This window comes from Pseudoclavibacter sp. CFCC 14310, assembly GCF_008831165.1.
Taxonomy (GTDB): domain Bacteria; phylum Actinomycetota; class Actinomycetes; order Actinomycetales; family Microbacteriaceae; genus Pseudoclavibacter_A.
In genome coordinates this window covers 173,961-188,536 of the sequence record NZ_WBKC01000004.1, presented here as the reverse complement: position 1 = coordinate 188,536, position 14,576 = coordinate 173,961, and the positions used below count along the sequence as shown (strand labels likewise).

Genomic DNA, 14,576 nt, shown 5'->3' with positions numbered 1-14,576 from the left:
ATGCATGTGCTCATCGTCACCGACCAGCACGCCGACTCCCTCGGCGGGGCGCAGGTGTCGATTCGGCAGCAGCAGGCGGCGCTGACCGACGCCGGCCATCTCGCCACGGTGGTGGCCCCACGTCTGCACCGGCCGCATCCGCCCCGCGCTCATGACATCGACCTGCCCTCGATGCGCATCACCTGCGACGGCGAGTACGGCATGTCCTGGCCAGGGCGCCGCATCGACCGATTTCTGCTGCAGCGCCTTGGCCAGCTTCCGCCGGTCGACATCGTGCACGTGCAGGGCGACTTCTGGGGCGCGCTGATCGGCTACCGCATCGCACGACTGCTGCACGCGCCGGTGGTGCACACGCTGCACAACGACGTCGACTCCGGCACGCGCGCAGTCACGCCGCTGGCAGGCCTGGTGTTCGTCGCGCTGCGTGCCTGGCGGCGGATGCTCCTGGGGCGTTCGCTGCCCGTGTCACCTCGCGCTCGGGGGGCGTGGCGATATCTCGCCGAGCTCACCGCCGCGGCCCGAGTGGTGATCTCTCCCAGCGCGCACTTCGCCCGACGGCTGCACGAGCATGGGGTCGAGGGAGCGATCGTGATGCCGACGGGCGTCGACGACCGACTGATCGCGCAGGCCCAGACCGGGGCAGAGCCACAGGAGTCTGCGCCGGTTCGGCTCGTCTGGCTGGGACGCATGAGCAGCGAGAAGCGCATCGTCGAGGCCGTCGAGGCGTTCGCCGCAAGCGAGCGCGCAGCCGCAGCCTCGGCCGAGCTGCACGTCTACGGTCACGGGCTGCTCGAAGCGATGGTGCGACGGCGCATCGACGAACTGGGCATCAGCTCTCGGGTGCGGCTGTACGGCGCTGTGTCGCATCCTGAGGCGCTGCGCGCGATCGCGCGGTCAGACGCACTGCTGCAGACCTCCGTGGGGTTCGAGACCCAGGGCATGACCGTGTACGAGGCCTCGGCACTCGGCACCCCGGTGGTGTTCTGTGATCGTGCGATCGCCGACGAGGTCGACGTGCAGCCGAGCTGGGTGACGGCTGGCTCGTCGACCGCCGATCTCGTGCGAGCGATCGACGAGGCCGTCGCCGCGATCGCTCAGAGTCGAGCCGATGGCCGTGAGCTGCGCGTCACCGACGTCGATCGCATGCGCTGGCTGCAGAGCCGGCTCACCGAGCAGATGCTGCGACGGTATCGAGCCCTCATCGACGAGCGAACGACCGTGCGACGCTCAGGCGCGGCGGCGTCGAGCGATCACGAAGATCGTTCGGCTGACCAGGGCAATCACTAAGAAGACCACGCCGATGACGGTGGCCAGCGTCTGCAACGGCATCGTCACGCTGGTGAAGAGCGGCTGTGCGGCGTCGCCCAGCTGGCGCTGCAGCAGATTCGCCATCAGCCAGGCACCGGCACGCGCGAGCGCGAAGGTCGCCGCACACGCGACCACCAGCCACGTGGCCACGCGACTCAGCGCTCGCATCCGCCCGCCGGCCGCGAGCGCAACGCCGGCGACCAATGCGATGACGACACCGGCGATCAGCGGAGTGGCGTACTGATCGGCGATCGCCACGACGGGCTTGGCCTTGTCGATCGACCCGGTCGGGCCGATGGACATCGTGATGTCGGCATCAGGCAGCATGGCGGCCAGCGGTGCGTTGATCGTGGCCAGCTGGGTGCGTGCCTGGTCGACGAGGGGGCCGAGCTGCAGGGTGAACGAGTCGTCGGTGGGAGTCGTCTCGCCGCGCAGGGCCGCGACGTTCTGCTGGTGCGACGCGGAGAGCAGGGCACGCCACGTCTGCTGCATGGTGTCCGGGGCGAGGGCGGCGTCGATCCCGGCTCGCAGATCTTTCTGCACCGCGTCGCCGATGACGGCCTGTGCCCCGGCGGGCAGGGTGACCCGTGCCTTGATCGTGTTGGTCGCTTTCGTCACGATGGCGTCGCGAACGTTCGAATCGTTGATCAGATCGGCGTTCTGGGCCACGAACGCGTCGGTGTCGAGCAGATCGTGCTCGAGCCACCAACCTCCCATGGCCAGCGGCGAGGCCAGCACGGCGAGGGTCAGCAGCAGGCCTGAGAAGAAGCTCGCCCAGCGTGAGCCGATGCTGCGGCGCTCCCGCGTGGGGGCGTCTTCGGCGTCTCCGACGAGCTCGTCGAAGCTGACGGACTGGGCATGCTGTCTCGACATGGGGGCCTTTCCTCGTCGGGCTGCGCCGACTTCGCGGCGGCGCTGTGACCGACTGAATGGTGCTGCGCTCTCTGCATCACTGTAGTGGTGACGCAGCGGATGTCGCCGGTGACCTGCGCAGCGCAGGTGTTCTCGGGCGCTGTGCTGCTGGTGCCGACCGCCGGGCTTCGCATCAGCTGTGCGAATCAAAGTTGAGTGGAATAGACTCAAGTTGTGAGGAGTTGTGAGAGATGTGAACGTGAGAGTGGGGTCGCGGTGGCGGCCCCAGGTATCGCACATGTCTGACTGAGGTTTCACCGCAGGTGCGGACGAGACGACAGGGCTCGCCGCACGAAAGGAGACAGCATGGCACAGCAGCCACAGGGCCAACAGCCCAATCAGCAAGAGGAGAAGTCGGCGCTCGAGCAGTACGGCACCGATCTGACCGAGATCGCGAAGAGCGGAAAGCTCGACCCGGTGATCGGTCGTGACGCCGAGATTCGTCGGGTGTCGCAGGTGCTCACCCGTCGCACGAAGAACAACCCGGTGCTCATCGGCGAGCCCGGCGTCGGCAAGACGGCCGTCGTCGAAGGGCTCGCACAGCGCATCGTGAAGGGAGACGTTCCCGACTCGCTGAAAGACAAAAAGCTCATCTCGCTCGATCTGGGCGCACTCGTCGCCGGTGCAAAGTATCGCGGCGAGTTCGAAGAGCGGCTGAAGAAGGTGCTCGCCGAGATCAAGGCGAGCGAAGGTCAGGTCATCACCTTCATCGACGAGATCCACACGCTGGTGGGTGCGGGCGCCGGTGACGGGCAGGATGCCGCGAACATGCTGAAGCCGATGCTGGCTCGTGGCGAGCTGCGCCTGATCGGCGCGACCACCCTGAACGAGTATCGCGAGTACATCGAGAAAGACTCCGCACTGGAGCGTCGCTTCCAGCAGGTCTATGTCGGCGAGCCCAGTGTCGAAGACACCGTGGCGATCCTGCGCGGCCTGAAAGACACATACGTGAACTTCCACGGGGTGCGCATCACCGACGGCGCACTCGTCGCCGCCGCACAGCTGTCGAACCGCTACATCCCCGATCGTCAGCTGCCCGACAAGGCTATCGACCTGATGGACGAAGCGGCCAGCCGACTCAAGATGGAGCAGGAGTCTTCACCTGAAGAGATCGACGCGCTCAACCGTGAGCTCGCACGACTGAACATCGCCGAGGCCTCGCTGAAGAAGGAGTCCGATGCGGCGAGCCAGGATCGTCTGAAAGACGTGCAGAAGAACAAAGCGAAGGTCGAGCATGATCTCGACGAGCTGAAGACGCGCTGGGAGTCGGAGCGCCAGGTCTTCCAAGGCGCAAAAGAGCTGCGCGAACGCAAAGCCGACCTTGAGAAGCAGCAGGAGCGGCTGCTCAACGAGCAGCTCGCCAGCGGCAGCAACGATCCGGGCGTCTGGAAGAAGCTGTCTGAGATCGAGAGCAGGCTTCGTGCCATCGAGGGCCAGCTGAAACAGGCGGAAGAGGCCGAACAGACAGCCGAGCACAATGGCGAGCGCATGGTCAGCACCGAGGTGACCGAAGACGACATCGCCGAAGTCGTGGCCGCCTGGACCGGCATCCCCGTCGGCAAGCTGCTGCAGGGCGAGACCGAGAAGCTGCTGCACCTCGAAGACGAGCTGGGCAAGCGTCTGATCGGGCAGAAGGCCGCCGTTCACGCGGTCGCCGAGGCTGTTCGGCGCACCCGCGCAGGCATCGCCGACCCGAATCGTCCGACCGGATCGTTCCTGTTCTTGGGGCCGACCGGTGTGGGCAAGACCGAGCTGGCGAAGGCGCTCGCCGAGTTTCTCTTCGACGACGAACGCGCGATCGTGCGCATCGACATGTCGGAGTACGGAGAGAAGCACACGGTCTCCCGTCTCGTCGGAGCTCCTCCGGGCTACGTGGGCTACGAACAGGGAGGCCAGCTGACCGAGGCCGTGCGGCGCCGCCCGTACTCAGTGGTGCTGCTCGATGAGGTCGAGAAAGCTCATCCCGACGTCTTCGACGTGCTGCTGCAGGTGCTCGACGACGGTCGCCTGACCGATGGCCAGGGTCGTACGGTCGACTTCCGCAATACGATTCTGATTCTCACGTCGAACTTGGGCAGCCAGTTCCTGATCGACGCATCGCTCGCCGACGACGTCAAGCGCGAGCAGGTCATGCAGGTCGTGCACCAGACGTTCAAGCCGGAGTTCCTGAACCGCCTCGATGACATCGTGCTCTTCGATTCGCTCACCAAAGAGGAGCTCACGAAGATCGTCGATCTGTACATCAAACGGCTCGGCGTTCGCCTGGAGTCGCGCCGGCTGCGCCTGGTCGTCTCGCCCGAGGCGAAGACCTGGCTGGCCGACAAGGGGTACGACCCGGTCTATGGGGCTCGCCCGCTGCGTCGTCTGGTGCAGAAACAGGTCGACGACCAGCTCGCCACGAAGCTGTTGGCCGGCGAGGTGCGTGACGGGCAGAGCGTGCGCGTCACGGTGAAGCCTGACGGAGACGGCTTGGAAGTCGATGCCGAGGGGGTCGTCGAAGGGTGATGTGAGACCGCTGCGGTGACAGCGCCGTGGGTCGCGGATGTGGGGTCGAGTCTGAGGGCTCGGCCCCATATCTCTTTCACCAGGTAAAGAAGTCGCGGCGCAGTGGCGTACACTGCTTGGAGCACAATAGAACGCGCGTGATCGCGACGGGCTCTGCTCCGCGGTCATTCGTATGGTTGTCGTAGGGGCGTGCGAACCGCGCACGTATAGTCTCACTGATCGCCGCCATGAAGGCCAGGCTTGATCCGGTGAGTGTCTCAGACCCGCGGCAACCCGTTCGCGACACTCGGCACGACGTCTGAGCGCCACGCATTGCAGCGCCAGCTCCCGACGACGTGCCACGGAGGTGAGCATGACGTCTGCCGTGATCGAAGTCGAGCATCTGTACAAGGTGTTCGGCAGAAAACCCCAAGAAGTGATTCGGCGCCTCAAAGAGGGCGCCGACCGCAGCGAGCTCACCCAGCTCGGCACAGCCGCGGTCATCGATGCGAGTTTCACCGTCGATCGCGGCGAGTTCTTCGTCGTCATGGGGCTGTCGGGTTCGGGCAAGTCCACGCTGATCCGCATGCTGAACGGGCTTAACGAGCCGACCGCAGGGTCGGTCAGCATCTTCGGCCATGACTTGAGCGATCTCGATCCCAAAGAGCTGCGCGCGCTGCGTCGCAAACGCATCTCGATGGTCTTCCAGCACTTCGCCCTGCTGCCCAACCGCACCGTGCTCGAGAACGCCGCATACGGCCTCGAGGTGCAGGGCGTCGACCTGGCCGAACGCACCGAGCGGGCCATCACGGTGCTCGAACGCGTCGGGCTGCGTGACTGGGCGAGCAAGTATCCTGGCGAGCTTTCGGGCGGCATGCAGCAGCGCGTCGGGCTGGCGCGTGCGCTCGCCGCCGACACCGACATCCTGCTCATGGATGAGGCGTTCTCGGCTCTCGACCCGCTGATTCGCCGAGAGATGCAGGAGCAGCTGCTCGACCTGCAGGAAGACCTCAAGAAGACCATCGTGTTCATCACACACGACCTGAACGAGGCGATGTTCCTCGGCGACCGCGTCGCGGTGATGCGCGACGGACGCATCGTGCAGAGCGGCACGCCCGAAGACATCCTCACTGACCCGGCGAACGACTATGTCGCGCAGTTCGTGCAGGACGTCGACCGAGCGCGCGTGCTCACCGCGCGCAGTGTGATGGAGCCGATCCTCGGTCAGGTGCAGATCGGTTCGGGCCCGCGCACCGCGCTTCGGCTGATGCGCGAGCAGCAGATCCCCTTCGTGTTCGTGCTCGACCGCGGCCGCAAATACCGCGGAGTGGTCTCGGACCGCGACGCGACCCGTCTCATCAAAGACGGCGTCACCGATCTCAGCTCGGTCGTGCAGCCCTCGATCACCGTCGGCCCCGACGAGCTGCTGGCCGATCTGGTGCGCCCGTCGGTCATCTCGAAGATTCCGCTCGGCGTCGTCGACGACCACGGCCGGCTGCTCGGGGGCATCCCACGCGCCACGCTGCTGGCCTCGCTCGGCAGCGTGCCGGCGACGACACAGGCGATCGACGTGATCACCCCGGAGGTGCGGGCGCTGGCCGAGGGTGACACTCTGACCGAACAGGCGCACGCAGCGCTGCAGGGCGCCATCGGCAGCGAAGGCGAGCCTCGCGAGTCGGTGAGCATCGGCACCGGTGCGACGGCGGATGCCGTGGCTGCGCCCGAAGCGGCGGCTGACGACCGAGAGGAGGCCAACTGATGGATCCCATCGTTCGCATTCCGCTCGGTGACTGGGTCGCCGACTTCATCTCCTGGATCACCGACGTGCTCGGCTGGTTCTTCACCGGCATCGGCGTCGGCTTCGGCGGCATCTACGACGGCCTCGCCTGGCTGCTCGTCACCCCGCCGTTCTGGGTGGTGATCCTGCTGCTGGCCGCACTGGCCACGTGGGTCGCGACCTGGCGTCTGGGGCTTTTCTCACTGGTCGGGCTCACCCTCGTCTACACGCTGAATCAGTGGTCGAATGCGATGGACACGCTCGCGCTCGTGATCGTCGCGAGTCTGATCGCCGTGATCATCGCCGTGCCGCTGGGCATTCTGGCGGCGAAGTCGCAGACCGCCTCGAAGATCATCAGACCGGTGCTTGACTTCATGCAGACGATGCCTGCCTTCGTCTACCTGATTCCCGCGATCATTCTCTTCTCGGTCGGCGTGGTGCCGGGCATCGTCGCCGCGATCATCTTCTCGCTCGCTCCCGGCGTGCGTCTCACCGAGCTCGGCATCCGCGGCGTCGACGCCGAAGTCGTCGAGGCCGGGCGGTCGTTCGGAGCCTCGCCCTGGCGCATCCTCAAGCAGATTCAGCTGCCGCTCGCCCTGCCGTCCATCATGGCCGGTGTGAACCAGGTGATCATGCTGAGCCTCTCGATGGTCGTCATCGCGGCCATGGTGGGCGCCGACGGGCTCGGCAGCCCGGTCGTGCAGAGCCTGAGCCGCATCGACGTGGCGCTCGGCTTCGAAGCCGGGCTGTCGGTCGTGATCCTGGCCGTCTACCTCGACCGCGTGACCTCGGCCATGGGGCGTCGCGTCTCGACGTCGGCGCGCCCCGTTTCGGCGGATGCCGGCGCAGGGGAGTCGGTCAGCCCGGCTGCCAGTCACACGCGTCGCAACACGCTGATCGCGTTGGGCGGGGTCGTGGTGCTGGTGCTGGCGAGCATCTTCAACGGCGGTCTCTCCGGGCTCGGCTCGACGCAGAAGACTGTGCGCATCGCCGTCATGAACGGCTGGGACGAGGGCATTGCGGCCTCGTGGCTGTGGAAGCAGGAGCTCGAAGGCAAGGGGTACAAGGTGCAGCTGACCAATGTCGACCCGGCCGCCGCCTACACCGGTGTCGCGCAGGGCAGCTTCGACTTGGTGCTCGACACCTGGCTGCCTGAGACCCATCGCGACTACATCGAGCAGTACGGCGACAAGATGATCGACCTGGGAGCTTGGAACGACGAGGCCAAGCTGACCATCGCCGTCAACGAGGATGCGCCGATCACGTCGCTCTCCGAACTGGCGGCGAACGCCGACGCGTTCGACAACCGCCTGATCGGCATCGAACCGGGCGCCGGGCTCACCCGCATCACCAAAGAGGCGGTGATCCCGCAGTACGGTCTGCAGGGCATGGACTACACGACGTCGTCGACCACAGCGATGCTCACCGAGCTGAAGAACGCGACCAGTGGCGGCAAGAACATCGTGGTCACACTGTGGAAGCCGCATTGGGCGTACGACGCGTTCCCGATCCGCGATCTCGAGGATCCACTGGGCACACTCGGTCAGGCGGAGCAGATTCACAGCTTCGCCCGGGCCGGTCTCGAAGACGACGACCCAGATCTGGTGCGCTGGATGCGCGGCTTCCGGATGGATACCGCGACGCTCGCCTCGCTCGAGAACGCGATGTTCAACAGCGGCGTCGACGGCAATGACTACACGCGTCCCGTGCGCGAGTGGTCTGACGAGAACCGCGAATACGTCGACCGGCTCACGCAGTGAGCAGTCGCCGGTTCGTCCGGCCGCGATGATCAGGCCGGCGGCACCTCAGCGCAGGTAGCCGCCGGCCCAGCGGGCGATCGAGTCGAAGGCGGCCTGCCGCACCCGAGGTCGTGACAGAAAGATGTCGTGCAGGGCGTCTTCGATGCGCACCACTGTGACCTCCGGCCCCAGGCCGAGGGCTCGCTCGGCGACGTCGCGAACGTTGAGCACGCTGTCTGTGCGAAGCATCGCATCGTTCCACGTGGTCGACAGCGTGCTGTGCGCCGAGGTCATGGTGAGAATGGGGATGCGTACGTCGAGCCCGGCGGCGACGCGCGCGTGCCCGGCGAGCACCGCCGACAGCCAGATCGCCGGCATGTCGCAGCCGCGGGGCAGCCGCCACTCTTCGTTGAACGTCCACTGTCCTCGGCCCTCGGCGCTGACCGAACGGTTGTAGTAGCCCAAGTCGATCGACGGCAGCGTGTTGTGCGGATCGACTCGGGACTGCAGCTCGAGCATCGGCGCGATCACCTGTCGCCCGATGGCCTTCGCCTGCAGCTCGAGCCAGGGGCTGTTGAGCAGCAGAGCGTCTGCCTGACCGGCATGCCGATCTGCCCAGAGGCTGAAGATCAGACCGCCGGTCGAATGTCCGAACAATGCCAGTCGACGCTTGTGAGCGTGGTGGCTGCGTGCGGGAGTGAGCAGGCTCGCGATCTCTTCGAGCGGGCGTCTGGCTCGTGTCGGCTCGAACGGATCGTCTGCCATCGCCTCGAGCGCCGCAGCGATGTCATAGTCGTATTCGCTCAGATTCGAGATCAGCCCATGCGTCTGCCCGGGACGCAGGCTTCGGCCGTACTTGCGCAGGTCGAGCGCATAGAAGCGCGCCCCGCGTTCGGCGAACCATCGTGCGACGTGAGGATGGAAGAAGTAGTCGTTCCAGCCGTGCACATAGAGCACGTCCCATCCGGCGAAGATCTGCCCGACGGCGGGCAGACGTCCGGGCTGCGGGCTGCGGGCGGCATCCTTCGTCCGATATCTGACCAGGGTTGCGAAGACGTCGCCTTCTGCGTCGACGCCCAACGGCAGGGTGCGCTGTTCGAAGTCGTCGCCGAGCACATCCGGGTGCCAGCGACCGTCTGGCGGCGTGAAGGTCTGCATGCCTCACATTATGGTCGAGTGGCGGGTGTCATTTCGTGTCATCGAGATGGGATAGTGTGACAGGTGTGAACGTCAGCACTGCCACCGGGATACCCATTAAGGTGGTCGGGCTCGCCCCCGACCTCGTCGACTACCGCGAGGCCCTCGACCTGCAGGAGCGAACCGAGGCCGCCGTGAAGGCGGGCGACAGCCGTGGCGACGTCTTTCTGCTCGAGCATCCGGCGGTCTACACCGCAGGTCGTCGTGCAGACCCCGCAGACTACCCCACAGACGGCACGCCCGTCGTGCCGATCAACCGCGGCGGCAAAGTGACCTGGCACGGGCCGGGCCAGCTGATCGGCTATCCCGTCTTCGAACTGCGCGAGCACCTGCGACTGGTTCCCTACGTGCGGTCGGTCGAGCAGGCGCTCATCGACTCGCTGGCCGAGATCGGCATCGACGGCTTTCGCGTCGAGGGTCGGTCAGGAGTCTGGGTCAACACAGGGCTGCCGACCGACGAGAAGATCGCGCAGATCGGCATCCACGCCTCGCGCGGCGTGACCACGCACGGCTTCTCACTGAACTGCAGCACTGACAACTCCGTCTTCCACACCTTCGTGCCCTGCGGCATCACCGATGCCGGTGTGACCAGCATCACGCAGGTGCTCGGCCGCACCGTGACGCCCGCCGACATGGTGCCGATCGTCACCCCCCATCTTGAGAAGCTCATCGAGGAGGTCGCCGTCTCATGACTCAGCCTGTTCCCGATCATGTCGCCCGAATGCTCGCAACTCGTGTCGAGACCGCGCCGGGCGCGGCGGCGCAGGACGCCGGCTGCGCCTGCGGGGGCTCGCATGAGTCGAATGCTGACGCGGCCCACGCCGCTGGCGGCTGCGGATGCGGCTCTCACGGTGCCAGCGCATCCGCCGGCCCGGCCAGTCTCGGCATGCCTACCATGCCGGCACGCACCGCGGGGCCGTCGCGTGGCAACCTGCGCAACCTCAGACAGGACGGCGAGCGAAAGCTGCGCCGCGTCGAGCGCCGCAACGCCGAGACCCCGATCGAGAAGAAGCCCTCGTGGATCAAGACGCGAGCGCACTTGGGCCCCGAGTACCAGCAGCTGCACGGCCTGGTGAAGAACGAGGGGCTGCACACGGTCTGCCAGGAGGCCGGCTGCCCGAACATCTTCGAATGCTGGGAAGACCGTGAGGCGACGTTCCTCATCGGCGGCGCGATCTGCACTCGGCGCTGTGACTTCTGCGACATCATGTCGGGCAAGCCCGAGCCGCTCGACATGGACGAGCCGCGTCGTGTCGGCGAGTCGGTCGCGCGCATGGATCTGCGCTATGCCACGATCACCGGTGTCACCCGCGACGACCTGCCCGACGACGGCGCCTGGCTGTATGCCGAGACCATTCGCCAGATTCACGAGCAGAACCCGGGCACCGGCGTCGAGGTGCTCGCCGACGACTTGAGCGGCAGGCCAGAGCGCCTACAGCTGGTGTTCGACGCGAAACCCGAGGTGTTCGCGCACAACCTTGAGACGGTGCCGCGCATCTTCAAACGCATTCGCCCGGCGTTCCGCTATGAGCGCTCGCTCGATGTGCTCACCCAGGCGCGGGCTGCCGGCATGATCACGAAGTCCAACCTCATTCTCGGCATGGGCGAGACCCGTGAGGAGATCTCGCAGGCCATGCACGATCTGCATGAGGCCGGATGCGACATTCTGACCATCACGCAGTACCTGCGGCCGTCGAAGCTGCACCACCCGATCGATCGCTGGGTCAAGCCGCAGGAGTTCGTCGAGCTCAAGGCCGAGGCCGAACAGATCGGCTTCCCCGGGGTGCTCTCCGGGCCGTTGGTGCGGTCGTCGTACCGGGCCGGTCGGCTGTGGGCGCAGACCATGCGCAAGCGCGGGCGTGCCATTCCTGCGCATCTGCAGCACCTTGCAGACAAGGCGGATCAGCCGGACGCGTTCCGGCAGGCCGTCTGACCATGCATCCTGGAATCAGCTCGTGAGCGGGGTGCTCGTCGGCTTCGGCGTCATCACGGTCATCATTCTCGTCGGCTTCGGTCTCGGGCGTGGCGGGGTGCTCGGGCCTGAGGCTCGGCCGGTGCTGTCGAAGCTGATCTTCTATGTGGCTCAGCCCTGCCTGCTGTTCAGCCTGATCGTCAAGACGCAGCCGCAGGATCTGCTCACCCCGGCTCTCGGAGTGCAGATGATCTCGGTCGCCGCGGCGATCGTGACCTATCTCGCCGTGGTCGTGCCGATCTGGCGCCCCAAGGGCGGCGAGACGGTGATCGGAGTCATGTCGGCGTCATACGTCAACATCGGCAACCTCGGTATTCCGATTGCGGTATATGCGCTCGGTGACTCCTCGCAGATTGCTCCGATCATGCTCTTCCAGATGGCGCTCTACACGCCGATCGCGATGATCTGTCTCGACGTCGTGACCGGCGGAGGAGACGGCTTGTGGCCCACCCTCAAACACGTGCTGCTGAACCCGGTGCTGATCGCGAGTGTCGTGGCCATCGCGGTGGTGACGATCGGCATTCCGGTTCCCGATGTGATCTATGAGCCCGTTCACCTGATCGCCGGCATCTCGGTGCCGACGATGCTGATCAACTTCGGCATGTCACTGGCCGCGAAGCGTCCGTTCTCAGCAGGCAGCCCGATCGGGCGCATCACGGTGGCCGTGCTGGTCAAGAGCTTCGTGCAGCCGGCGATCGGGTGGGTGCTCGCCGTGCATCTCTTCGGTCTGTCGGGGCATGCGCTCATGGTGGCCGTGGTGATGGCCGCGCTGCCGACGGCGCAGAACACGTACAACTACGCGACGACCTATGGTGTGGGGCAGACGCTTGCGCGAGACACCGCGTTCACCAGCACGCTGATCTCGGTGCCGGTCGTCGCTGGCATCGTCGCGCTGCTCTACTGAGCCTCACCCCGCCGGCCTGCTCACCAGTATCTGCACCTGTCTGCTCCTGCCAGCCCTACTTCACCCCGCCCCAGCCCATCAGCCACCTGCCCACCACTCAGCACCTGCCTGCCCGCCTCAACATCCGCACCGGCCTGCTCCTGCAGAGCGCGCACCTGCGCGGATTGCAGCTGGCCGCCACGGATTGGCGAAAATATGGGGGATTCTGGCCAATCGAGGTGTACAGCGTGCGAATTCGGGTGGCGTCGCGCTCGGGCAGCTCATACAACAGGAGCTGCAGACGTGTCAGTGCATGGTGAGCAGTCGCAGAATGTCGGCATAGACACCAGCCCAGTTCTGCATGATCTGCGGATAGCTGTATCTGGCCAGACGGTAGCCGGCAGCGCGGATGTCCGCCTCTTTCGCGCGATCCTGCAGCGTGCGCTGGTGCCCATCGTGTGTACGCCCATCGACTTCGATCGCCAGGATTTCGTCGACCACCAAATCGATGCGCTGACTGCGTACGATGACCACCTGAGTCTCAACATGGTGGCCGGCTAAGGTCAGCAGCACTCGTACGATGCTCTCGAGCCCCGACTCGGCAGCCGAGTCGGAATGCGCGATGACTCGGCGTCCGAAAGGCGTACGCGAGAGCTCTGCGAACAGATCGGTGGGGCTGAGCGTGAGGGACTGTCGGTTGCGCTGGGGCTTCGCCAGCGTGCAGAATCGAGCCAGTGAGTCGACGACCGCGACCGCCTGTTCAAGCGGCTGATCCGACAGCCCATGACGCAGCGCGATGATCGTCGGGACCACGCCGAACTGCACATCTGGGCTGCACAGTCGGGGCCAGCGGTGGCCAACCCATCCCTGGGCGTGAGCAGGGTGGTGCGTGTACATGTGAGGTGGTGAGTTGGGCGGCAGCCAGATACCGTCGGCGAGGAGTTTGAGACGGTGGAGTCCGCTCAGCACCCCGCCGGCCTGAACCGCTGCCAGAACGGCGCTCTCTGCGTTGCGTTCGGCATGCCAGCCCTGTCCGCACCGTTGTGAGCGTGCCGTCGGCGTGCAGGCTTCTGATCTGCCACCGTGAGATGCCTGCACGGGCGAGCGTCGCAGTCGTGCAGACGCCGAACGGTGAGAATCTGTGCGGTAACGGCATGGCTCTGATGCTCGCAGCAAATGGCAGCTCGCTATAGGGGCGTTTCGCCGTTGTGGAGAATTCCGGGTCTGCCTGCCCAATGTGGAGAACCCAAAGTGGAGAACCCAAAGTGGAGAATCTGTCACGTGCTCTGCGCCTCGCACTCCGTCTGAGCGCTTTATGAGACGACCCCGCCGGCAGGCTTTCGCACACAGCCCAGCTTGCGCGGTTGACCCAGTGTGCCTGCGGGGATTGCACCTCGCCGCCACGAATTGGCAGAATACGGGCGATTCTGAGCAATCGCGGTAGACAGCCTGCAATCTCCGTCAGTGTGCCGCGCTCAGAACGCCATCGGCCGGTCGTCGTCGAAGGTGCCGGGCACATCGATGTCGACGACCACGGGTACATGGTCGCTGGGCTGCACACCCTCGCGTGCACCGCGGTCGACGAACGCGTTCTCGACGCCCGCGGCAAACGCGGGCGACCCCATCACGAAGTCGATGCGCATGCCTTCGTCGCGGATGAAGCGCAGCTGCTTGTAGTCCCAATACGTGTACCCGGGCGCGTAGGGGCGCACGACGTCAGAGAACCCCGCGCGTTCGAACGAGGCGAAGGCGTCGCGCTCCGGCTGCGAGACGTGCGTCTTGCCCGCGAACGCCTTCATGTCCCACACATCCGTGTCGCGCGGAGCGATGTTCCAGTCGCCGACCAGCGCGATGCGGGCGTCAGGGTCGTCGGCAAGCCAGCCCACGGCATCCGCATGCAGCTGACGCAGCCAGGCGAGCTTGTAGGCGTAGTGCGGGTCGTCGAGCTCGCGGCCGTTCGGCACATAGAGGCTCCAGACGCGCACGCCGTCGAAGGTCGCGCCGATTGCTCTCGCCTCGACCACATCGCGAAACTCCGGCTGCCCGGCGAAGCCGCGCTCGACGTCCTCGGCAGGAATGCGGCTGACCAGCGCCACGCCGTTCCACTGGTTGAGGCCGTGCATGTGCACCTCGTAGCCGAGCTCCTCGAAGCGACCGAACGGGAACTGCGACTCCTTGCACTTGATCTCCTGCAGGGCGAGCACGTCGACGTCGTTCTCGTCGAGCCATTCGACGACCCGATCGATGCGGGCCCTGATCGAGTTCACGTTCCAAGTTGCGATGCGCACGGGGTCACTTTATCAA

At 65.9% G+C, this 14,576-nt stretch carries 11 protein-coding genes; 7 read left to right on the top strand and 4 right to left on the bottom strand.

The genetic code is table 11. The features are described from left to right. The gene (locus tag F8O06_RS10455; protein ID WP_158038507.1) at nt 1-1,287 is read left to right on the top strand and encodes a glycosyltransferase; all 1,287 of its coding nucleotides are present in this window, start codon (nt 1-3) and stop codon (nt 1,285-1,287) included. Here F8O06_RS10455 and F8O06_RS10450 read toward each other — a convergent pair. Next, nucleotides 1,228-2,181, bottom strand: coding sequence for a hypothetical protein (locus tag F8O06_RS10450; protein ID WP_158038506.1), 954 nt, complete (start codon nt 2,179-2,181; stop codon nt 1,228-1,230). The genes F8O06_RS10455 and F8O06_RS10450 overlap by 60 nt on opposite strands. Nucleotides 2,182-2,526: 345 nt before the next feature. Between F8O06_RS10450 and F8O06_RS10445 the strand changes: the two genes are divergently transcribed. The 3 genes from F8O06_RS10445 (at nt 2,527) to F8O06_RS12525 (ending at nt 8,241) form a co-directional block, all read left to right on the top strand. Then, a complete protein-coding gene (locus F8O06_RS10445) occupies nt 2,527-4,725 on the top strand; it encodes an ATP-dependent Clp protease ATP-binding subunit (RefSeq protein WP_158038505.1) in 2,199 nt (732 codons plus the stop codon). Nucleotides 4,726-5,077: 352 nt separating this feature from the next. Beyond that, the gene (locus tag F8O06_RS10440; protein WP_158038504.1) at nt 5,078-6,463 is read left to right on the top strand and encodes a quaternary amine ABC transporter ATP-binding protein; all 1,386 of its coding nucleotides are present in this window, start codon (nt 5,078-5,080) and stop codon (nt 6,461-6,463) included. Further along, nucleotides 6,463-8,241: an ABC transporter permease/substrate binding protein gene (locus F8O06_RS12525; protein WP_158038503.1), complete on the top strand. Its 1,779-nt coding sequence runs from the start codon at nt 6,463-6,465 to the stop codon at nt 8,239-8,241. Before F8O06_RS10440 ends, F8O06_RS12525 begins: the two co-directional genes overlap by 1 nt. Nucleotides 8,242-8,286: 45 nt before the next feature. Here F8O06_RS12525 and F8O06_RS10430 read toward each other — a convergent pair whose 3' ends face one another. Beyond that, on the bottom strand, nt 8,287-9,378 hold the full coding sequence (locus F8O06_RS10430; protein ID WP_158038502.1) for an alpha/beta hydrolase: 1,092 nt from the start codon (nt 9,376-9,378) through the stop codon (nt 8,287-8,289). A gap of 65 nt (nt 9,379-9,443) precedes the next feature. On the opposite strand from F8O06_RS10430, the gene lipB reads away from it, so the two are divergent. From lipB to F8O06_RS10415, 3 genes are all read left to right on the top strand, one after another. Beyond that, nucleotides 9,444-10,109 carry a lipoyl(octanoyl) transferase LipB gene (lipB, locus tag F8O06_RS10425; protein WP_225733475.1) on the top strand — a complete coding sequence of 222 codons (666 nt, stop codon included), beginning with the start codon at nt 9,444-9,446 and terminating at the stop codon, nt 10,107-10,109. Nucleotides 10,110-10,312: 203 nt separating this feature from the next. Further along, nucleotides 10,313-11,350 (top strand): lipoyl synthase, encoded by a 1,038-nt coding sequence (gene lipA, locus F8O06_RS10420; RefSeq protein ID WP_158038688.1) that lies wholly within the window; start codon nt 10,313-10,315, stop codon nt 11,348-11,350. A 22-nt stretch (nt 11,351-11,372) separates the two neighbouring features. Continuing rightward, complete coding sequence (locus F8O06_RS10415; protein ID WP_192496922.1) at nt 11,373-12,293, top strand: AEC family transporter; 921 nt, start codon at nt 11,373-11,375, stop codon at nt 12,291-12,293. 285 nt (nt 12,294-12,578) lie between these two features. On the opposite strand, the gene F8O06_RS10410 is transcribed toward F8O06_RS10415, so the two are convergent. Together F8O06_RS10410 and F8O06_RS10405 are read right to left on the bottom strand one after the other, a co-directional pair. Beyond that, on the bottom strand, nt 12,579-13,085 hold the full coding sequence (locus F8O06_RS10410; protein WP_192496921.1) for an endonuclease domain-containing protein: 507 nt from the start codon (nt 13,083-13,085) through the stop codon (nt 12,579-12,581). 662 nt (nt 13,086-13,747) lie between these two features. Then, nucleotides 13,748-14,560, bottom strand: a complete 813-nt coding sequence (locus F8O06_RS10405; protein WP_158038499.1) for an exodeoxyribonuclease III — start codon at nt 14,558-14,560, stop codon at nt 13,748-13,750. Nucleotides 14,561-14,576: the final 16 nt, after the last annotated feature.

Coding starts and splice junctions, on each gene's coding strand:
- F8O06_RS10455 (WP_158038507.1), top strand. CDS start 1: ATGCATGTGCTCATCGTCACCGACCAGCACGCCGACTCCCTCGGCGGG.
- F8O06_RS10450 (WP_158038506.1), bottom strand. CDS start 2,181: ATGTCGAGACAGCATGCCCAGTCCGTCAGCTTCGACGAGCTCGTCGGA.
- F8O06_RS10445 (WP_158038505.1), top strand. CDS start 2,527: ATGGCACAGCAGCCACAGGGCCAACAGCCCAATCAGCAAGAGGAGAAG.
- F8O06_RS10440 (WP_158038504.1), top strand. CDS start 5,078: ATGACGTCTGCCGTGATCGAAGTCGAGCATCTGTACAAGGTGTTCGGC.
- F8O06_RS12525 (WP_158038503.1), top strand. CDS start 6,463: ATGGATCCCATCGTTCGCATTCCGCTCGGTGACTGGGTCGCCGACTTC.
- F8O06_RS10430 (WP_158038502.1), bottom strand. CDS start 9,378: ATGCAGACCTTCACGCCGCCAGACGGTCGCTGGCACCCGGATGTGCTC.
- lipA (WP_158038688.1), top strand. CDS start 10,313: ATGCCGGCACGCACCGCGGGGCCGTCGCGTGGCAACCTGCGCAACCTC.